At 67.7% G+C, this 19,198-nt stretch carries 20 protein-coding genes; 9 read left to right on the forward strand and 11 right to left on the reverse strand.

Translation table 11 applies throughout. The features are described from left to right. Positions 1-158: 158 nt before the first annotated feature. Genes H7J89_RS11680 through H7J89_RS11710 form a run of 7 tightly spaced genes read right to left on the reverse strand, consistent with a single transcriptional unit; the run spans position 159 to position 6,518 of the window. Positions 159-1,382, reverse strand: a complete 1,224-nt coding sequence (locus H7J89_RS11680) for an SLC13 family permease (protein WP_372513768.1) — start codon at positions 1,380-1,382, stop codon at positions 159-161. 33 nt (positions 1,383-1,415) lie between these two features. Continuing rightward, positions 1,416-2,333: an MBL fold metallo-hydrolase gene (locus H7J89_RS11685; RefSeq protein WP_264043579.1), complete on the reverse strand. Its 918-nt coding sequence runs from the start codon at positions 2,331-2,333 to the stop codon at positions 1,416-1,418. Beyond that, the gene (locus H7J89_RS11690; RefSeq protein WP_264043581.1) at positions 2,333-3,091 is read right to left on the reverse strand and encodes a LamB/YcsF family protein; all 759 of its coding nucleotides are present in this window, start codon (positions 3,089-3,091) and stop codon (positions 2,333-2,335) included. The genes H7J89_RS11685 and H7J89_RS11690 overlap by 1 nt, the downstream gene beginning before the upstream one ends. Positions 3,092-3,150: 59 nt before the next feature. Beyond that, complete coding sequence (locus tag H7J89_RS11695; RefSeq protein WP_276042032.1) at positions 3,151-3,864, reverse strand: sensor domain-containing protein; 714 nt, start codon at positions 3,862-3,864, stop codon at positions 3,151-3,153. Positions 3,865-3,901: 37 nt separating this feature from the next. Next, positions 3,902-4,762 (reverse strand): metal ABC transporter permease, encoded by an 861-nt coding sequence (locus H7J89_RS11700; RefSeq protein WP_264043585.1) that lies wholly within the window; start codon positions 4,760-4,762, stop codon positions 3,902-3,904. Then, positions 4,759-5,583 carry a metal ABC transporter ATP-binding protein gene (locus tag H7J89_RS11705; RefSeq protein ID WP_264043587.1) on the reverse strand — a complete coding sequence of 275 codons (825 nt, stop codon included), beginning with the start codon at positions 5,581-5,583 and terminating at the stop codon, positions 4,759-4,761. The genes H7J89_RS11700 and H7J89_RS11705 overlap by 4 nt, the downstream gene beginning before the upstream one ends. Beyond that, positions 5,580-6,518, reverse strand: a complete 939-nt coding sequence (locus tag H7J89_RS11710; RefSeq protein WP_264043589.1) for a metal ABC transporter solute-binding protein, Zn/Mn family — start codon at positions 6,516-6,518, stop codon at positions 5,580-5,582. The genes H7J89_RS11705 and H7J89_RS11710 overlap by 4 nt, the downstream gene beginning before the upstream one ends. A 129-nt stretch (positions 6,519-6,647) precedes the next feature. Between H7J89_RS11710 and H7J89_RS11715 the strand changes: the two genes are divergently transcribed. Beyond that, positions 6,648-7,727 carry an Rv3575c family transcriptional regulator gene (locus tag H7J89_RS11715; RefSeq protein WP_264043591.1) on the forward strand — a complete coding sequence of 360 codons (1,080 nt, stop codon included), beginning with the start codon at positions 6,648-6,650 and terminating at the stop codon, positions 7,725-7,727. Positions 7,728-7,775: 48 nt separating this feature from the next. On the opposite strand, the gene kstR is transcribed toward H7J89_RS11715, so the two are convergent. Beyond that, a complete protein-coding gene (kstR, locus tag H7J89_RS11720) occupies positions 7,776-8,375 on the reverse strand; it encodes a cholesterol catabolism transcriptional regulator KstR (RefSeq protein WP_040621610.1) in 600 nt (199 codons plus the stop codon). A gap of 347 nt (positions 8,376-8,722) precedes the next feature. Between kstR and H7J89_RS11725 the strand changes: the two genes are divergently transcribed. The 4 genes from H7J89_RS11725 to H7J89_RS11740 all read left to right on the forward strand — a co-directional run bounded on the left by H7J89_RS11725 (position 8,723) and on the right by H7J89_RS11740 (position 13,159). After that, positions 8,723-10,846: an acyl-CoA dehydrogenase family protein gene (locus tag H7J89_RS11725; RefSeq protein ID WP_264043595.1), complete on the forward strand. Its 2,124-nt coding sequence runs from the start codon at positions 8,723-8,725 to the stop codon at positions 10,844-10,846. A 290-nt stretch (positions 10,847-11,136) separates the two neighbouring features. Continuing rightward, on the forward strand, positions 11,137-11,883 hold the full coding sequence (locus H7J89_RS11730) for a TIGR04255 family protein (protein WP_264043596.1): 747 nt from the start codon (positions 11,137-11,139) through the stop codon (positions 11,881-11,883). A 125-nt stretch (positions 11,884-12,008) separates the two neighbouring features. Next, positions 12,009-12,593: a hypothetical protein gene (locus H7J89_RS11735; RefSeq protein WP_264043598.1), complete on the forward strand. Its 585-nt coding sequence runs from the start codon at positions 12,009-12,011 to the stop codon at positions 12,591-12,593. Positions 12,594-12,598: 5 nt separating this feature from the next. Then, positions 12,599-13,159, forward strand: a complete 561-nt coding sequence (locus tag H7J89_RS11740) for a hypothetical protein (RefSeq protein WP_264043600.1) — start codon at positions 12,599-12,601, stop codon at positions 13,157-13,159. A gap of 139 nt (positions 13,160-13,298) precedes the next feature. Here the strand turns inward: H7J89_RS11740 and H7J89_RS11745 are convergent, their stop codons facing one another. After that, positions 13,299-13,832: a hypothetical protein gene (locus H7J89_RS11745; protein ID WP_264043602.1), complete on the reverse strand. Its 534-nt coding sequence runs from the start codon at positions 13,830-13,832 to the stop codon at positions 13,299-13,301. 50 nt (positions 13,833-13,882) lie between these two features. Next, complete coding sequence (locus H7J89_RS11750; RefSeq protein ID WP_264043604.1) at positions 13,883-14,965, reverse strand: ferredoxin--NADP reductase; 1,083 nt, start codon at positions 14,963-14,965, stop codon at positions 13,883-13,885. Between the two features lie 157 nt (positions 14,966-15,122). Between H7J89_RS11750 and hsaA the strand changes: the two genes are divergently transcribed. Genes hsaA through hsaB form a run of 4 tightly spaced genes read left to right on the forward strand, consistent with a single transcriptional unit; the run spans position 15,123 to position 18,650 of the window. Next, complete coding sequence (hsaA, locus tag H7J89_RS11755; RefSeq protein WP_264043606.1) at positions 15,123-16,307, forward strand: 3-hydroxy-9,10-secoandrosta-1,3,5(10)-triene-9,17-dione monooxygenase oxygenase subunit; 1,185 nt, start codon at positions 15,123-15,125, stop codon at positions 16,305-16,307. A 2-nt stretch (positions 16,308-16,309) separates the two neighbouring features. Beyond that, positions 16,310-17,182, forward strand: a complete 873-nt coding sequence (hsaD, locus tag H7J89_RS11760) for a 4,5:9,10-diseco-3-hydroxy-5,9,17-trioxoandrosta-1(10),2-diene-4-oate hydrolase (protein ID WP_264043608.1) — start codon at positions 16,310-16,312, stop codon at positions 17,180-17,182. Beyond that, the gene (gene hsaC, locus H7J89_RS11765) at positions 17,182-18,084 is read left to right on the forward strand and encodes an iron-dependent extradiol dioxygenase HsaC (protein ID WP_264043610.1); all 903 of its coding nucleotides are present in this window, start codon (positions 17,182-17,184) and stop codon (positions 18,082-18,084) included. The genes hsaD and hsaC overlap by 1 nt, the downstream gene beginning before the upstream one ends. 2 nt (positions 18,085-18,086) lie before the next feature. Beyond that, the gene (gene hsaB / locus H7J89_RS11770) at positions 18,087-18,650 is read left to right on the forward strand and encodes a 3-hydroxy-9,10-secoandrosta-1,3,5(10)-triene-9,17-dione monooxygenase reductase subunit (protein ID WP_264043612.1); all 564 of its coding nucleotides are present in this window, start codon (positions 18,087-18,089) and stop codon (positions 18,648-18,650) included. A gap of 3 nt (positions 18,651-18,653) precedes the next feature. Here the strand turns inward: hsaB and H7J89_RS11775 are convergent, their stop codons facing one another. Beyond that, complete coding sequence (locus H7J89_RS11775) at positions 18,654-19,115, reverse strand: hypothetical protein (RefSeq protein ID WP_264043614.1); 462 nt, start codon at positions 19,113-19,115, stop codon at positions 18,654-18,656. Between the last annotated feature and the right edge of the window lie 83 nt (positions 19,116-19,198).

Consider the following 19,198-nt stretch of genomic DNA (forward strand, 5'->3'; position numbering starts at 1 on the left):
CCACATCGTTGCGATCCCAACGAGAAAAGGAGAGCGCGATGGTTGAGACCACAAGCCAATTCCGCCACGATCCTGGATTACCACGTCTATCCCATGGTGGATATCGCCGAAGCCGCGCACGCGCTGCAGCAGGGCGCAGAATTCAGGGAGGCGATGGGCTAGACGCCGAATAGCCGCGCTGACGCCCACAGCGCGAGCACCGCTACCACCAGCGACACCGGCACGGTGCACAGTCCCAGGCGCGTGTATTCGCCAACGCCCGCATCGACGTCATGCTGGCGAAGCACCCGCCGCCACAACAGGTTCGACAGGGATCCGACGTAGGTCAGGTTGGGTCCGATGTTGACTCCGAGCAAAACGGCCAGGATCGCGACCGGTCCGCTCGGCGCGACCAGTGGCAGCAGCACCAGGGTGGCGGGCAGGTTGTTCACCACGTTGGCCAGCACCGCGGCCACCGCGGCGATGGCGAGTAGCGCGGGCAGCGTCGAACCGGCCGGCAGCACAGCCGACATCGCCCTGTCCATGCCGTTGAGCATGACCGCCCGCACGACGACGCCCAGCGCGAGCACGAACACCAGGAACGACACGTGCGCCGAGCGCGCGATGTCCACCACCGAGGTGTGCCCGCGGCTCAGGCTGCGCACGGCCAGGGCCGCGGCGCCCGCAAGCGCCACCCAGGCGGGGGCCACCCCGATGGACTGGGCGACCGCGAAGCCGGCCAGCGTCAGCCCGACCACCGCCAACACGAAAATCGGCGGCCGCGGCGCCGGCCCGGGTTGCTCAGGGTGCGGCTGCACGCGCAGGTCGGCGGCGAAAAACCAGCGGAATACCGCATACAGCGTGACCACAGCGCCCACCCACGGCAACGCCATCAACAGGGTGAACCGTGTGAACGAAAGCCCGGCGGTGTGAAACGCCAACAGGTTGGTCAGGTTCGACACCGGCAGCAGCAGGGAGGCGCCGTTGGCCAGGTGCGCGGTGGCGTAGGCGTAGGGGCGCACCGGGGTTCGCAGCCGGCGGACCCCGGCCAGCACGACCGGGGTCAGCAGCACCACCGCGGTGTCCAGGCTCAGGACGGCGGTGATCAGCGAGGCGATGGCGAAAACCCGCAGCAGCAGTCCGCTCGACCCGACGCGGCCGCGCGTCATCGCCGCACCCGCCGCCTCGAACAGGCCCTCGTCGTCGCACAACTTCGCCAGCACCAGCACCGCGCCCAGGAACCCGACCACCCCCGAAAGACCGGCCACCTCCTCGACCGCCTGATGCACCGATATGGCGCCGACCGCGATCAGGATGAGGGCCGCGGGGACCGCCGCCGCCGCCTCGGGCCAGCCCTTCGGGCGCACGACGGCGAAGGCCAGGACGGCAGCCAGCAGCACCATCGCAAGGGTCAGGTTCAAGGTTTTATAACCGCTTCACGCCCAGGGGTTCTCGCGCCGCCACACCGTCGGCAGGTGCAGCGCGACACCGTCCTGTGCGGCCAACTCGTCCAGGATGCGGATCGAGACGTTCAGGTCATCGCCCGCATAGGGCAAGGCCCGCAGCGGCTTTGACAGCGGGCGGAAGAAGTCGTCCCAGTGAATGAGGATCACCCGGCGCGCCCCCACCGCGCGCACGGTCTCGGTCCAGTAGTCGACCAGGTACGGCCTCGGTTGCAGCCCCAGCTGCCCGGCGCTCAGATAGACGGCTTCGGCGCGGTGGCCTTCCAGCGCGCCCTTGACGAAACCGGCGCTGCCCTGGATCAGCAGCCGCCGGCCCGACGGGCGGTGGTGCACCAGCGTCGACCAGGCCTCCCCGCAGCGGTAGGCGGACGCCCTGACCGGCGGGGTCACCGGCGTGTCGATCACGCCGGGAAACCGGTCCGGCGGGCAGTGATGCGATTCGACCAGCGTTACGTCGAAGGCGCCCAACGCAATCGGCTCGCCGCTAACGGCGAGGACGATCCGGTCCTCGGGGAGTCCGTATCCGCGCCCGACGTTGGCCGCGGACCGGCCGCCGACCAGTCGTGCCCCGGTGCGGTCGGCGACGAGCGCGGAATCCAGCACGTGGTCGATGTGCGTGTGCACCGGGATCACGGCCTCCAGCCGGGACACCTTGGCCCGGGCCAGGCAACCATCCACGCGGGCCGGCGACGGCGCCACCCTGCCGGCCGCCACCCGCGCGAGGCCCGGCCGGGAGAAGTAGCCGTCGGTCAGCAGCGTCGACGACCCGTCGTCAATGAGCAACGTCGCCACGCCCATCCACGTCACGGACAGGGATCCGGGTTCGGCGCCGGGCGCGTCGAACCGATCCGCATACCGTCCGATGTCGGGCCGGCCGAGTTTCAGCCGCATCAGCCGAACGCCCCGATCTCGACGCCGGCGGTCGCGAGCCGGTCGCGGACGGCGGTCGCGATCTGCACCGCACCGGGCGAATCGCCGTGCACGCAGACCGATTCCACGCTGACCGCGATCGGTGTGCCGTCAACGGCGGTGACCCGGCCGGAGGCCACCATGCCCACCACGCGGTCGGCGATCGCCGCCGGGTCGCGCAGCACCGCGCCGGGTTCGCGGCGGGACACCAACTGGCCGTCCGCCCGGTAGGCGCGGTCGGCGAAGGCCTCGGCCACCGTGCGCAGGCCGCGGCGCGAGGCCTCGTCGAACAACACCGAGCCCGCCATGCCGAGCACCGGCAGCGCCGGGTCCACCAGCCGCACCGCCTCCGCGACGGCGGCCGCCTGATCGCGGTTGGTCACGGTCGTGTTGTACAGCGCGCCATGGGGTTTGACGTAGGACACGGCGGAACCCGATGCGCGCGCGACCGCCTGCAGCGCACCGATCTGATACACCACATCGGCGACCAGGTCGTCGGCGGCGACGTCGATGAAGCGCCTGCCGAAACCGGCCAGGTCGCGATAGCTCACCTGTGCCCCGATGCGGACGCCGCGCTCGGCGGCGGACCGGCAGACCCGCAGCAAGCCGGCTGGATCCCCGGCGTGGAACCCGCACGCCACGTTGGCGCTGGTGACGATCCGCAGCATGGCCTCGTCATCACCGAGGCGCCAGACGCCGAAGCCCTCGCCCAGGTCGGCGTTGAGGTCGATGCGGGCCACCCGCCCAGCTTATGGGGCGGCGCCAGCGCCATCCGGAGAGGCGGTCTGCTTTTCCGTCGCTACCGGGTGACGACCGCGGCCGCGATCTGTTGGGCGACGTCGACCGCGGACGCACCGGGCAGGAAGGAGCCGCAGGCTGCCACGTCGATGACGATGTTGTTGCGCGCGGTGAGCGCGCGCTGGCACCGCCAGCCGTCCACGCTGCCCACCTGCTCTTCGGACGTGCTGAGCGTGCCGCCGACCTGGTGGGAATCGGCCACCGCCCACGCGATCTCGGGCTGGCCGGCGGGATGGTCGACGAAGCGGCGGTTGGCACAGGCGGCCCACCTCCGGACCGAGGCCTCGTAGAACGCGTTGGCCTGGCGGGCCGTCGGGTAGGCGATCACGGCCTGGTTGACGGAGTCGTTGCGCACCTGGGGGTTGTCATAGCTGTCGTCCAGTCGCTCACCGCGCACCGCGGTCCATCCGGTGTCGGCATATACGGCCTGCTGGGCGGGCCCGGCCATCGCCAGGCAGCTCTTCTCGCTGAACGTCTGGCTCGAGTCCCACATCTCCTGCGTGCGAAACCGGATTCGCATGCCCGCCCCCAGGATGTCGTTGACCTTCCGGTCGTCGAGCAGCAGCCCGTCCAGGGCAGTGACGGGCACCGGGGCCTGCGTGAGCGGACCGCGGGTGTCCGCGGGCGCGGCGCTACCGCCGACGACGGTGGTGCAGCCGGCCGCGAGGGCGCACACCGCCGCCTGCAGGACGATTGGAAGTTGCCTACGCACCAGAGCCTTTCGGACGCGGGGCCCGTCTGTGCCGACAAGCTTAGGAGGCGACTTCCTGCCGTCGTCCCAGCAGCCAGCAGAACAGATAGATCGCGAACGAAATCCCCGCGACGAAGACCGACACCGGGACACCCGGCGCCAACGACAGCACGATGCCGCCGACGGCGGAAACCTCGGCGAAGACGACCGAGGCGACCATCGCCGCCGCCGGCGAGGCCACCACTCGGGCGGCCGCGGCGGCCGGCGTGATCAGCAACGACATCACCAGCAGCGCCCCGACGATCTGCACGGCCTGAGCGGCCACCACGCCGACCAATGCGGCGAACACGATGCCCAGCGCGCGAACGGGCACGCCGCGGGCCGCCGCGACGTCGGGGTCGACGGTGGCGAACAACAGCGGGCGGTAGCACATGGCGATGACGGCGATGACGAGCAGGCAAACCAGCGCCAGCATGCTCAGCCCGGTGTAGCCGACGCCGACTATCTGTCCGGTGAGCAGCGCGAAGCTGGTCGCGGTCCGGCCCGGGTAGAGGTAGATGAACAGCACCGCCAGGCCTAGGCCGAATGCCAGCACCACGCCGATGACCGAATCGCGTTCGCGGGCCCGCCGCCCCAGAACTCCGAACAGCGCGGCCGCCAAAGCGCTGCCGACCAGCGCCCCCACCCCCACCTCGACGCCGACCAGCAGTGCGAAAGCCGCTCCCGTCAACGACAATTCGCTGGAACCATGCACGGCGAACGACATCTGACGCATCACGATGAACGGCCCGATCAGCCCGGCCACCAGCCCCAGCAGCGCGGCCGCGAGCAGGGCCTGCTGGACGAAGTCGTGGCCGAGCAGGTGGGCGGTGACGTCGAAGTCGAGCAGGTGGGCCAGGACGCCGGTGAGCCGATGGTTCACTGGTGGGCCCAGTCGGTCGGCTCGCCCACCACCACGTAGCGGTCCTTGACCTTCACCACCTGGATGTCGGCCCCATACAGCATGGACAGGGTCCGGGTGGTCATCACTTCTTCGACGGTGCCGATCCGGAATCGTCCGTCGACCAGATAGATCAACCGGTCCACGTAGGACAGGATCGGGTTGACGTCATGGGTGACGACGATGACGGTGGTCGACGCATCGCGGCGGCGGCGGTCGATCAGGGCGGACACCAGCTTCGCGTTCGCCGGGTCCAGGGCCAGCAGCGGCTCGTCGCACAGCAGCAGCATCGGGTCGCTGACCAGCGCCTGCGCGATGCGAATCCGCTGCAGCTCGCCGCCCGACATCACCCCCACCCGGACGTCGCCCAGGTGTTCGGCGTTGACCTGTCGCAGCGCCTCGCGCACGGCCGCGCGCCGGCGGGCCCGGTCGGCGGATCTCAAGGGCATGGCGCCCCAACGGTGTCCGTCGACGCCCAGCCGAACCAGGTCGCGTCCACGCAGCATCACGTCGTGGTCCATCGGTCGGTGTTGCGGCACGTAGCCGACGCGTCCGCTGCCCGCGTTCATCGGCTTGCCGTCCACCAGCGCGACCCCGGCGGACAGCGACAGCTGGCCCAGCAGCACCTTGAGGAGTGACGTCTTGCCGCTGCCGTTGGGACCGAGGACGGCGATGAACTCGCCGCGCGACACCGACAGGTCGAGGTGATCCCACAGCACGCGGTCACCGAACGCCAGCCGGGCCCCCCGCAGCGCGACGGTATCCGGGTAGCGGTCGACGGCCGGGACCGCATCGAGGCTCACGGCTGAACTGACCGGCCGGACTGCAGCGCCGTCAGCAGCTGGTTGACCGTGTTGCGCTGCCAGCTCAGGTAATCGGACCCGTCGGGCAGCGTCTCGCTCACCTCGGTCACCGGCACGCCGGCGCGGCGCGCGGCATCCCGCACGCCGTTGATCGCGGTGGTCGAGGTCTGCGGGTTGATCAGCACCGCCGACACCTGACGGTGGTCGATCAGGTCGAGGACGAACGCCATGTCGGCCGGCGCGGGATCCGTTTCGTTCTCGTTGGCCGCGGTGAAGGCTTGCGGCGTGCGGTTGATCAGGCCGGTCGCCGCCAGCAGGTAGTACGCGACAGGTTCGGTCGTGATGACCCCGGTGCCGGGGTAGGCGCTGGCGATGGCGTGTTCGGAAATGGCGATCGCGTCGGCGCCGCGGCAGAACTCGGCGGCGTTGGCGCGGTAGTCGGCGGCGTGGGCCGGGTCGACGACGGCCATCCGGTCGGCGATGGCGAACGCGACCGATTTGGCGACGTCCAGGTTGTAGAACACGTGCTCGTTGGCCTGCTCTGCCGTGCCGGCGTTTTTCAGGAACGCATAGGCGTCGATCGATTTCACGCCGGGATGCCCGGCCAGCACCTGGTCGACCCACGGGTCGTAGCCGCCGCCGTTGTAGACGACCAGGCTGGCGTCGGTGATGGCGGCCGCGTCCGACGGGCTGGCCTGATAGGAGTGCGGGTCGGTGTCGCCGCCGGCCAGTAGCGCGTTGACCGCGACGCGACGGCCGGTAATGGCCCGGGCCACGCTGCCCCATACGCCGGTGGAGGCCACGACGGCGGCCGCGTGCGGATGCGCCGGGCTGGCGCAGCCGGTGGGCGCGGTGCCGGCAACGAGCAGGACCAGCACGGCAGGCAGCCAACGCAGTGCGTTGGCGCCCGCGCTTCGTCCCCGCTTCAGCGCCATGCGCACGTCCGATGTCCTCTCGCTGGCCGACTGGCCGACACATAATACTAATGAAAATCGTTTCCATTACAAAGTGACGAGTGGAAGCCGCTTAGGCGCGCGTGCGGATTCGCTGTAGCGTCACCGACTGTGAGCCCCGCACCGCGCCGGCGTGCGACTCTGGCGTCGTTGGCGGACGAACTGAAGGTTTCGCGCACCACGATCTCGAACGCCTTCAACCGGCCGGATCAGCTCTCCTCCGACCTGCGTGAGCGCGTGCTAGCGACGGCCAAGCGGCTGGGTTACCCCGGTCCCGATCCGGTGGCGCGCTCGCTGCGCACCCGCAAGGCCGGTGCGGTCGGGCTGGTGATGGCCGAACCGCTGACCTACTTCTTCAGTGACCCGGCGGCACGGGATTTCGTCGCCGGGGTCGCCCAGTCCTGCGAAGAGCTGGGGCAGGGACTGCTGCTGGTGGCCGTCGGGCCGGGCCGCAGCATCCAGGACGGTACGGGTGCGGTGCTCGGCGCCGGTGTGGACGGCTTCGTCGTGTATTCGGTGTGCGAAGAGGATCCGTACCTGCAGGTCGTTTTGCAGCGCCGGTTGCCGGTCGTGGTCGTCGACCAGCCGAAGGGGCTCGCCGGTGTGTCCCGGGTGGGCATCGACGACCGGGCGGCGATGCGCGAGCTGGCGGACTACGTGCTCGGGCTGGGGCATCGCGAGCTCGGGCTGCTGACGATGCGGCTGGGCCGGGACCGCCGGCAGGGGCTGGTGGACGCGGACCGGTTGCGGTCGCCGGCCTTCGACGTGCAGCGTGAACGCATCATCGGCGTGTGGGAGGCGATGACGGCCGCCGGCGTCGACCCCGATGCGCTGACCGTGGTGGAGAGCTACGAGCATCTGCCGGATTCCGGTGGAGCCGCCGCCAAGGCGGCGCTGGAGGCCAATCCGCGGATCACCGCGCTGATGTGCACGGCCGACATATTGGCCCTGTCCGCCATGGATTACCTTCGCGCACATGGCATTTACGTGCCCGGGCAGATGACCGTCACCGGGTTCGACGGCGTGCCCGACGCGATCGGCCGTGGGCTGACCACCGTGTCTCAGCCGAGCCTGCAGAAGGGCCGCCGGGCCGGTGAGCTGTTGCTGAGTCCGCCGCGGTCAGGCCTGCCGGTCGCGGAGGTCCTGGCCACCGAGCTGATCCGGGGCCGCACCGCCGGTCCGCCGGCCTAGTCTTGGCGGCGACCCGTCCCCCAGCGCCGCCGCGCTTGCGATCGCCGCCTAGCCGCCGTTCTGGTCGCCGATCAACAACCGCACGGCCAGATCCAGCCGCTTGCTCACGTCGGTGGCGGAGGCGCGCCGGGTGAGCCAGGCGAGCAGGTTGGACAGCCAGACGTCGGAGATCACCCGGGCGATGTGGTACTGGTCCTCGGTCGGTTCGCCGTCGGCCATCGCCCGGGCGAACATGGAGTCGATGAGCTTCTCAACCTGGTCGACCTCGCTGGCCGCGGAGGCGTCGGCGAACACGTAGGCCCGCGTCATGGCTTCGGTGAGCAGGGGATTGCGCTGCATCGCGCGGTTGAGCTTGCCGACCATGAAGTTCAGCCGCTGAAACGGCGTGCCCCCGGCAACCGATGAGCGGTCGGTCTTGGCGTCGATGCGGCTGAATTCCCGGCCCAGCGCCGACACCAGCAGGTGCACCTTCGACGGGAAATACCGGTACAGCGTCCCCACCGCCACATCGGCGCGGTCCGCGACCGCGCGCATCTGGACCGCCTCGTAGCCGCCCTTGGAAGCGATGGCCATGGTGGCGTCCAGGATCCGCTTGCGACGTTCCCGCTGCGCCTCCGAGCCGAGTTCGGACTCCGCCAATACCGCCACGTTCATGACCTCGCGCGGTTGCGAGTCAGAAGCGCGGCTCGCGCTGGCCCTCGAGTTGGCACCGGCTGGCATATGACGGGTTGCTCCTGTTCCTGGCGGCTCGCTTGCAAACGATACGCATGCTGAGTGTGAATTTCCCACCTCCGTACCGCCGGGACAGCCGCATGTGCTGCTGTGATGGCGTTCGACTTGACGGTCGATCGCTGGCACTATTAGAACACGTTCTAGTCTGCGACGAGGCGAGTTGCGCAGCGACCCGAGACACGCAGGAGAATCGAGAGCTAGGGGTCTTAGGTGGTCTTAGGCCCCAACGTCATGTCGAGTCGAAGGACGCGGAGGTCCCGAGGGTGGTAGCGACCGTCACAGACGAGCAGTTCGCCGCGCGTGCGCTGGTGCGCGACTGGGCCCGCAATTCGGCGGCGGGGCCCGGTGGGACCACCGCGATCCGCGAGGTCGAGCAGGGCAACCCCGACGCGTGGCGTCCGGTGTTCGCCCGCCTCGCCGAGCTGGGCATTTTCGGTGTCGCGATCCCGGAGGAGCACGGCGGGGCCGGCGGCAGCGTCGAGGACCTGTGCGCGATGGTGGAGGAAGCGGCCAAGGCGCTGGTGCCCGGGCCGGTGGCGACCACGGCGCTGGCAACGCTCGTCGTCTCCGACCCCGAACTGCTCGCGCAACTGGCGGCCGGCGAACGCTTCGCCGGGCTGGCGCTGGACGGGGACGCGCAGTTCGACAGCGAAACCTCGCGGGCCTCGGGCGTGCTGCCATTGGTGTTGGGTGCCGCGAGTGGGGGCGTCCTGCTGCTGCCGGCCGGCGGGACATGGGTGCAGGTCGACTCCGAGAGCGACGGCGTGCAGATCGCGCCGCTGGACGCCACCGACTTCTCCCGGCCGTTGGCCCGGGTGGTGCTGACGTCGGCGGCGGCCACCAAGATCACGGCCTCGCCACAGCGTGTCGAGGAACTGGCGGCGACCGTGCTGGCGGCCGAGGCGGCGGGCGTGACCCGGTGGTCGCTGGACACCGCCGTCGACTACGCCAAGGTTCGCGAACAGTTCGGGAAGCCGATCGGCAGCTTCCAGGCCGTCAAGCACCTGTGTGCGGAGATGCTGTGTCGTGCCGAGCAGGCGGAGGTGGCCGCCGCCGACGCCGCCCGCGCCGCAGCGGACAGCGATGCTGACCAGCTTTCGATTGCGGCCGCTTTGGCGGCGAGCATCGGCATCGCCGCCGCGAAGGCCAACGTCAAGGACTGCATCCAGGTGCTCGGCGGCATCGGCTGCACCTGGGAACACGACGCGCACCTGTACCTGAGGCGGGCGCACGCCATCGGCAGCTTCCTCGGCGGCGCCGAGCGCTGGTTGCGCCGCGTCACCGAACTGACGCAGGGCGGTGTGCGGCGGCGCCTGGGGATAGACCTCACCGACGTCGAGGCGCAGCGTGCGGAGATCGCCGCCGCCATCGCCGAAATCGCCGCGCTGCCCGAAGAGAAGCGGCAGGCGGCGCTCGCCGAGGCCGGGCTGCAGGCGCCGCACTGGCCGGCGCCGCACGGGCGTGCCGCGTCGCCGGCCGAGCAGTTGCTGATCGACCAGGAGCTGGCGGCGGCCGGCGTGGTGCGGCCGGACCTGGTGATCGGCTGGTGGGCGGCGCCGACCATCCTTGAGCACGGCACGCCGGAGCAGATCGAGCGCTTCGTGCCGGGCACCCTGCGCGGTGAATTCCTTTGGTGCCAACTGTTTTCCGAGCCGGGGGCCGGCTCCGACCTGGCGTCGCTGCGCACCAAGGCGGTGCGCGGTGACGGCGGTTGGCTGCTCACCGGGCAGAAGGTGTGGACGTCGGCTGCGCACAAGGCGCGGTGGGGCGTGTGCCTGGCGCGCACCGACCCCGACGCCCCGAAGCACAAGGGCATCACCTACTTCCTGGTGGACATGAAATCGCCGGGCATCGAGATCCGCCCGCTGCGCGAGATCACCGGTGACTCACTGTTCAACGAGGTCTTCCTGGACAACGTGCTCGTCCCCGACGAGATGGTGGTGGGCGAGGTGAACGACGGCTGGCGGCTGGCGCGGACCACGCTGGCCAACGAGCGGATCGCGATGGCCACCGGCACCGCGCTGGGCAACCCGATGGAGGAACTGCTCAAGGTGCTGGGTGAGCTCGTCCTGGACGCCGCGCAACAGGACCGGCTCGGGCGGTTGATCGTCATCGCCCAGACCGGTGCGCTGTTGGACCAGCGGATCGCCCAGCTCGCCGTGGGCGGGCAGGACCCGGGGGCGCAGTCCAGCGTCCGCAAGCTCATCGGGGTGCGCTACCGGCAGGCGCTGGCCGAGTACATGATGGACGTCTCCGACGGCGGCGGGCTGGTCCGCAACCACGCGGTGTACGACTTCCTCAACACCCGCTGCCTCACCATCGCCGGCGGCACCGAGCAGATCCTGCTCACCGTGGCCGCCGAGCGGCTCCTCGGCCTGCCGCGCTGAGCCCTCTAGAGGCTTGTCCGCGGGGACCCTTGAGAGGTTGGCTCAGCAACATTGTGGAGAGGTCCGGGTACGTCACTATGAAGCTGTGGCACACTGCGACCAGGCGCGATACCGTCGGTTGACGGATGCGGTGCGCCGTTTTACGGCGTGTTATTGCAGGAACGAATGGGTACCAACCCGACGTTATTCATAATGTGCGCATGTGCCGAACGGGCAAATGGAGTGTGCGAGGGTAATCTCTGCTCACCTTCGTTGACCAACCAAGCGGGCGAGGGAAGGGAAGTGGGGACGTGACTGACGTTGCGCCGCGCCGTAAGTACCCGAACCCACCGATCGTTGAAGTGATCTGCCAAGTCACGTTCACGGAAGCTGTGTCGTGGTCCGCGGCGTCGCCGGGGTTGCTGTACGCGAGGATCCGCGACGACTATCCGGCTGAACCCAACGCGCAGACCGCAATCGAAGCCTCCGTCGACGGTGAGAACGGGCAGCTGCAAGTCAAACGCGGAGGACTGCGGTTCGTCTATTCGAATTCTGACCAGAATCGACGGCTTGTTGCGAATGAGGACAACCTGAGTGTCAATGCGCTTCCTCCGTACGAGAACTGGGACAGCCTAGCCACGCGTTTTCGCGAAGCTTTGAAAGCATTTCGAGACGAATTCGGCGCCTTCACGCCAGCAGCCGTGAGCCTGCGCTACATCAATCGGGTGATCGTCCCGGGCGAGTCGGTAAGGCCCACTGATTATTTCAATGTGCCCGTTGTAATGGCGCATCAACCGGACTCACGGACACGAGCCTTCGTGTCTCGCTCTGAGTCGATTTCGGCGGAGACGTCGATCGAGACCACAGTGACTTTCGCGAGCGTCGCTCACGCTGTCGAGGGGGAATCTGCATTCATGCTAGACATCGACCTTTCTATCCCCGCGCCGTCGGACGCTGATGTAGACCAAATGGTCGAGCTGGCGACAGTCCTGCATAAGTGGGAGAACCATGAATTCGAGTCGAGCATCACTGATGCATGCAGGAAGTTGTTCGGATGACTGAGATGACAGCACCGGAAATGAGGGCCAGAGGTGGGACCGCCAGGCCGACAAGGTTTCTTGGCTGGGCCGACGACGATGCCCCCCTGCTTTGCGGCGGGATCGTTGACATACATCCAGGCGAGTTGACGCTGCTGAACAGGCGTAGCGGGACTATGTCGACCGTCGGTGGTGGCGGGGTTTTTGGACGAGTCGCCGGCGGTGCGGTGTCGCAGCCCTTGTCGGCGTGGCATGATTCGCGGCACGTGTCAGAGTGTCACGAGGTCAAAGCTGAGGCGGGGCCTCTGCGTGTCTGGGGCGAGCCCGCGGTGTTTCGTGCGATATCCACACCAGACACCGCACCTGGCGTCTTAGCGACCGCCGGCAGACTCGATACAGTCGACGCCGATTTGCTTCCGATGTTGGTGCACAAAGATTTTCACAGCGCGCACCTGTCAGACTTGGTGAACATTGAGTTGGTCATCAGCTCGGTTATGCACGTGGTGACTGTCGTGCTCGAAACGGCATTCAAGAACGCAGGCTTCATTCAGCATGTGCTCGGCGGCGCTATCGGAGAGGACGCTACCAATGAGCTGGCCTACACCGATATTCTCGCTGACCTTCCAGCGCTTAGTCGCGAGTACGAGGACGTCGACGTCGTGATCGTCGGTGAAGATGAAATGAAGCCCCGTACTTATACCGATGAGGATCATCAGGTCTGGAGGACATAGCCTCCATGGCCATCAATCCGGATGCTGAGGATAGCGAGCAGACTGGCGGCGCCGATAAGTATGCCGACTGGTATGAGCGCACGGACGAACTCTGGCAGGGCACCCTCCTACGAGGGACACGGGTGTTCGAAGAATCTGGCAAGTTTGAAGAAGGCAAGCCTCCACGCGTGGTGTCTCGCAGAGCTGACGCAATAATTCTGACCCAGTCTTGCGATATCGATAAGCGAGCACAGAACAGGTTGCTAGTGGCCGAGATCCAGAGCTATCGACGGCTCGCTGAGGAATTGGGAAAGCCGGTCAGCGAAAAGGGATACCGCAAGGATTTGATCGCCGGGCGAACTATCGCTGAGTTCCTGTTGCCCCCGGCTCAGGACGTGCTCGATGACTGGTCCGTAGTGAATTTTCGCGAGCTTTACACCATCGACCGTGACCGGACCGCGGCGGCCGATGCGTTCGTGGGACTGGCTAGTCCGTATCGCGAGCATTTAGGCCAGGCATTCGCACGGTTCATGATGCGAGTCACCCTCCCCTCAAATCTCTCCGAGTTCGAGCACTACTCAGTCTGACTGGAAGTCGTTCTACTGTTTGGCGACCGAGTTGTGACCGTCCTTGGAGGAGCCGGCCCCGCTCAATACCGACAGCGGAACGGAGGCCTTCGCGTATCTGGAAAGGCCTAGATCGGGATCTCGGTTTAAGTTCTTGTCCTTAGGAAAACGTGGTCTGTGCGCAGGTGCTGGGGGAGGTGATGTTGACCCCGGGGTAGACCACCTGGATGTGGGTGCAGACGATGACGTTGTTGTCGGTCTTGGGCTGGCCGGTCTGCCAATCGGTGGAGTCGATGCGCCCGGTCGTCTGGTACTTGTCCGGCGGGCCCTCACCGAAGTAGACGGTGGTGATCTCGTCGGATCCCATCGACTTCATCACCCGCTCGTACTGGCCGGTGGCGTGCGCGTCCAGGTAGGCCAGCCGGTTCGACGACCGGATCTCGGTGGTCTGGCGGGCCCACAGCTCGTGCGGGAAGCCGGTCACCCCGTCGGGCGTCAGCATGTCCGCGCCGGCGGTGAAGTCGCAGTGGCCGTCGGACTTGAAGCAATTCAGGATGGTGCGCGTCTCCAGCTGGTTGGGGCCGTCCAGCGGGAACAACGTGGTCGCGGTGTTGCTGGCCGCGCCGGCGACCGGGCCGGGCAGGAACGTCAGCGCCGATCCGACCACCGCAAACCCGGTCATCAGCCGCTTCATGCCGTTCCCCTCTCGGTTCGCCAACCCTAGCGGTGAACCTAACCCCGCCACTACTCGTCGTAGGTGACTTCTACCGAATCAGATTCCGGGTGAGATTGACAGGCCAGGATCAGGCCGTCGTCGAGGTCCTGCTGCTCGAGCACGTCGTTGACCTCCATGCTCACCTTGCCGCTGCGCAAAGTGCACGCGCACGCGCCGCAGTGGCCCTCGCGGCAGGAGAACGGCGCGTCGAGACCCTTGGCTAGCAGCACGTCGAGCAGCTTGGCGTTGCGCGGCCACGACACGGTGTGGGTCTCACCGTCGAGCTGCACCACGGCGGTGGCCGGCGGCTGGTCGCCCGGCGCGGTGTCGTCGATCTTCACCGCCGCGAACGGGTCGGAGTCCAGCGACTTGAACACCTCGATATGCACCTGCGCCGCAGGAACTTTCAGCGATTCCAGCGCTTCGCGGGCGGCATCCATGAAGGGGCCGGGCCCGCAGATGTACACGGGGCGATCGGTATAGGGGGCGGCAAGCTTCGCCAGCGCGGTCACGCTCGGCATGCCCTGCAGCGATTCCAGCCAGTGCACCACCGTGAGCCGGTCGGGATATTTGGCCGACAGCTCGCGCAGCGCGTCGGAGAAGATCACCGACCGGTCATCGCGATTGGCATAGAGCAGCGTCACCTGGCCGCTGCCCTCGGCGAGGGCCGACTTGCAGATCGACATGATCGGGGTGATCCCGCTGCCCGCGGCCATCAACAGGAAGTCGTCGTCGAGCGTCTTGGGTACGAAGTTTCCCGACGGCGCGAGCACGTGGATCCGCATGCCCGCCCGCGCGTGCTCGCACAGCCAGTTCGACGCGTATCCGTCGGCGGTCCGTTTGATCGTGACGGTCAGCGCGTCGTCGGTGAACGGCGAACTGCACAGCGAGTAGCAGCGGGCCACCGATCCGGTGCGCTCGCTGGGAACGCGCAACGTCAAGAACTGGCCCGGTGCGTAGCGCAGCCGCTCGGGCGGGATGTCGGGATCGCCCGGCTCGTCGGGTACCGCGAACACCAGCGACCGCGCATCGTCCGTTTCGGCGACGACCTCGGCGATCTGCAGTTCAAGGACGTGGTCACCGAGCGGCTCGTCGAGATTGGCCTCGGCCAAGACCCAATCCTCCCTCTCGTTACAACTAGAACATGTTACAGAAAAGCGGATTCCTATCGCTACCAGCCGCAGGAATACCCTGCTCGACACAAATCGGAACGTGTTCTAGTCTCTGGTGTAAGTCCGCTGAGTAAGTTTGGCCCAGGAGGCAAACCTAGTGACGTCCATTCAACAACGCGACGCGCAGTCGGTTTTGGCTGGCATCGATGATCTGCTGCCCCGGATTCGGGAGCGCGCTCAGGCGACGGAGGATTTGCGGCGGCTGCCCGACGAGACCGTTCAGGATCTGCAGGACATCGGCTTCTTCACCCTGCTCCAGCCCGAACAGTGGGGTGGACTGCAATGCGATCCCGCCCTGTTCTACGAGGCGGTGCGGCGGCTGGCCAGCGCGTGCGGCTCCACCGGCTGGGTGAGCTCCATCATCGGCGTGCACAACTGGCACCTGGCGCTGTTCGACCAGCAGGCCCAGGAGGAAGTCTGGGGCGACGACCCGAACGTGCGGGTCTCGTCGTCGTACGCGCCGATGGGCGCGGGCGTGGTGACCGACGGCGGATATCTGGTCAACGGTTCCTGGAACTGGTCGTCGGGATGTGACCACGCCACGTGGGCCTTCCTCGGCGGTCCAGTGATCAAGGACGGCCGTCCGGTCGACTTCGGCAGCTTCCTGATCCCGCGCAGCGAGTACCGCATCGACGACGTGTGGCATGTTGTCGGCTTGCGCGGCACCGGCAGCAACACCGTGGTCGTCAAGGACGTCTTCGTGCCCCGGCACCGGTTCCTGTCCTACAAGGCGATGAACGACGGGACCGCCGGCGGGTACCAGACGAACACCGCCCCGGTCTACAAGATGCCTTGGGGCACAATGCACCCCACCACCATCTCCGCGCCGATCGTCGGCATGGCCTACGGCGCGTACGACGCGCACGTGGAGCACCAGGGCAAGCGGGTGCGCGCGGCGTTCGCCGGGGAGAAGGCCAAGGACGATCCGTTCGCCAAGGTGCGCATCGCCGAAGCGGCCAGCGACATCGACGCGGCCTGGCGCCAGTTGAGCGGCAACGTCGCCGACGAGTACTCGTTGCTGTCCGCGGGCAAGGAGATCCCGTTCGAGCTGCGCGCCCGCGCCCGCCGCGACCAGGTGCGGGCGACCGGACGTGCGATCGCTTCCATCGACCGGCTGTTCGAGGCTTCCGGCGCCACCGCCCTGGGCAACGACCAACCGGTGCAACGGTTCTGGCGCGACGCGCATGCCGGCCGGGTGCACGCCGCCAACGATCCCGAGCGGGCTTACCAGATCTTCGGGAACAACGAGTTCGGGTTGCCGCCGGGCGACACGATGGTCTAGCCGTGACGGCTACCGAAGAGCTGACGTTCGAGTCCACCTCGCGCTTTGCCGATGTCGATGTCGACGGACCGCTGACGCTGCACTACCACGAGGCCGGGGTCGGCAACGACCAGACGGTGGTGCTGCTGCACGGCGGCGGTCCCGGCGCCGCGAGCTGGACGAACTTCTCGCGCAACATTCCAGTGCTGGCGCAGCGGTTCCATGTGCTGGCCGTCGATCAGCCCGGCTACGGGCTTTCGGACAAGCGCGCCGAGCACGGGCAGTTCAACCACTACGCCGCGCGGGCGCTCAAGGGGCTATTCGACCAGCTCGGGCTGGGACGCGTTCCGCTGGTGGGGAATTCGCTGGGCGGGGGCACCGCCGTGCGGTTCGCCCTCGACTATCCCGATCGGGCCGGCCGGCTGGTGTTGATGGGGCCCGGCGGGCTGAGCATCAACCTGTTCGCCCCCGATCCGACCGAGGGCGTCAAGCGGCTGGGGAAGTTCTCCGTCGAACCCACCCGGGAAAACCTTGAGGCTTTCCTGCGGGTCATGGTCTATGACCAGAAGCTCATCACGCAGGAGCTGATCGACGAGCGGTTCGCGCTGGCCAGCACGCCGGAATCGCTGACGGCGACCCGGGCGATGGGAATGTCGTTCGCGGGGGCCGACTTCGAGCTCGGGATGATGTGGCGCGAGGTGCACCGGCTGCGCCAGCCCGTGCTGTTGATCTGGGGTCGCGAGGATCGGGTCAACCCGCTGGACGGTGCGCTGGTCGCACTGAAGACCATTCCGCGTGCGCAGCTCCACGTTTTCGGGCAGTGTGGACATTGGGCGCAGGTGGAGAAGTTCGACGAGTTCAACAAGTTGACCGTTGATTTCCTGGGAGGTGCGTGATGAGCATCCGATCGCTGGGCTATCTACGCATCGAGGCCACCGACATGGCGGCCTGGCGTGAGTACGGCCTGAAGGTGCTCGGCATGGTCGAGGGCAGCGGCCCCACCGACGGCGCGCTCTACCTGCGCATGGACGATTTCCCGGCCCGGTTGGTGATCGTGCCCGGCGAGCGCGACCACCTCATGGAGGCCGGCTGGGAATGCGCCAATGCCGAAGGGCTGCAAGAGATCCGGAACCGCCTCGATGTCGAGGGCGTGCCCTACAAGGAGGCCACCGCCGCCGAGCTGGCGGATCGCCGCGTCGTCGAGATGATCCGGTTCGCCGACCCGTCCGGCAACTGCCTGGAGGTCTTCCACGGCGTCGCGCTGGAGCACCGCCGCGTGGTCAGCCCGTACGGGCACAAGTTCGTCACCGGCGAGCAGGGCCTGGGCCACGTGGTGTTGTCCACCCGCGATGACGACGAGGCCCTGCACTTCTACCGTGACGTGCTCGGCTTCAAGCTGCGCGACTCCATGCGGATGCCGCCCCAATTGGTCGGCCGGCCGGCCGACGGTGCGCCCGCGTGGCTGCGGTTCTTCGGTTGCAACCCGCGTCACCACAGCCTGGCCTTCCTGCCGCTTCCGACGCCGAGCGGCATCGTGCACCTGATGCTGGAGGTCGAGAACTCCGACGACGTCGGGCTCTGCCTGGACCGGGCGTTGCGCCGCAAGGTGCCCATGTCGGCCACGCTTGGCCGGCACGTCAACGACCTGATGCTGTCCTTCTACATGAAGACACCCGGCGGGTTCGACGTCGAATTCGGCTGCGAGGGAAGGCAAGTCGAGGATAACGACTGGGTCGCCCGGGAAAGCACGGCCGTCAGCCTGTGGGGCCACGACTTCACGGTCGGCGCCCGCGGATAGTCATGTCTGCGCCGATCGATCCGCGGTCCTTCCGGCAGGTGCTGGGTCAGTTCTGCACCGGCATCACCATCATCACCACGGTGCACGACGACGCCCCTGTCGGCTTCGCCTGCCAGTCGTTCGCGGCACTGTCGCTGGACCCGCCGTTGGTGTTGTTCTGCCCCACCAAGGTCTCGCGGTCCTGGCAGGCCATCGAGGCCAGCGGCCGGTTCTGCGTCAACGTGCTGACCGAGAAGCAAAAGAACGTTTCAGCGCGATTCGGGTCGAAGGAGCCCGACAAGTTCGCCGGAATCGACTGGCACGCTTCCGATCTCGGCTCACCGATCATTGACGGGTCGCTAGCCTACATCGACTGCACGGTGGCGTCGGTGCACGACGGCGGCGACCACTTCGTCGTGTTCGGCGCGGTCCAGTCGCTGTCGGAGGCACCCAAGATCAAGCCGCGCCCGCTGTTGTTCTATCGCGGCGAATACACCGGGATCGAACCGGACAAGACCACACCCGCCCAGTGGCGCGACGACCTGGAAGCGTTCCTCACCGCCACCACCCAGGACACCTGGCTCTAGAGATCAGCCGGGCGTCCCACGGTAGGTGTCGTGCCCGACGGTCTCGGCGTCGGTCGTCGGCTCGTGCGACTGGAAGGACCGTCCCGCGTCGGGATCGTCGTGCTCACCAGCCGGCTTGGCGGTGGCCTCCGGATGCAGTTCGTCGGCGCGTTTGAACTGCTCCTGCAGTTGTTCGCGCGACGCCGCGACCTCGCTCTGATGGTTGGCCGCTCGCTCCTGCAGCCGGGCGGCTTCGGCCGCTTTGGCCTCCGCCTCGGCCTGGGCGGCGCGGGCCTTGGCGGCCGTTTCCTGGGCAAGGGCTTCGCGCCGCTCGACTTTTGCCGTCTCCAGCTTGGCCTGCTCGCGGATCTGTTCGGCCTGCCGCTGCCGTCGGCGGCGCCGCATCCTGCTCAGTGCGACTAGGGCAACGAGAATCACCAAGACCGCCGCGGCGGCGACCACGATCCAGATAGCGCTGCTATTCATCATGGGCTCCCATCAGGTCGGTTTTCGCCTGGCGCGCGGCGCCGGCTCGTTGGTGGAATCCCCGTATCTGGCGCAAGTAAAAC

The sequence above is a fragment of the Mycobacterium paraffinicum genome (genome assembly GCF_025822865.1).
GTDB classification, from domain to species: Bacteria; Actinomycetota; Actinomycetes; order Mycobacteriales; family Mycobacteriaceae; genus Mycobacterium; species Mycobacterium paraffinicum.

What these genes read in the sequence shown, in the direction of transcription:
- H7J89_RS11680 (WP_372513768.1), bottom strand. Translation starts at nt 1,382, where the DNA reads ATGGTGCTGCTGGCTGCCGTCCTGGCCTTCGCCGTCGTGCGCCCGAAG.
- H7J89_RS11685 (WP_264043579.1), bottom strand. Translation starts at nt 2,333, where the DNA reads ATGCGGCTGAAACTCGGCCGGCCCGACATCGGACGGTATGCGGATCGG.
- H7J89_RS11710 (WP_264043589.1), bottom strand. Translation starts at nt 6,518, where the DNA reads ATGGCGCTGAAGCGGGGACGAAGCGCGGGCGCCAACGCACTGCGTTGG.
- H7J89_RS11740 (WP_264043600.1), top strand. Translation starts at nt 12,599, where the DNA reads ATGGCCATCAATCCGGATGCTGAGGATAGCGAGCAGACTGGCGGCGCC.
- H7J89_RS11745 (WP_264043602.1), bottom strand. Translation starts at nt 13,832, where the DNA reads ATGAAGCGGCTGATGACCGGGTTTGCGGTGGTCGGATCGGCGCTGACG.
- hsaC (WP_264043610.1), top strand. Translation starts at nt 17,182, where the DNA reads ATGAGCATCCGATCGCTGGGCTATCTACGCATCGAGGCCACCGACATG.
- hsaB (WP_264043612.1), top strand. Translation starts at nt 18,087, where the DNA reads ATGTCTGCGCCGATCGATCCGCGGTCCTTCCGGCAGGTGCTGGGTCAG.
- H7J89_RS11775 (WP_264043614.1), bottom strand. Translation starts at nt 19,115, where the DNA reads ATGAATAGCAGCGCTATCTGGATCGTGGTCGCCGCCGCGGCGGTCTTG.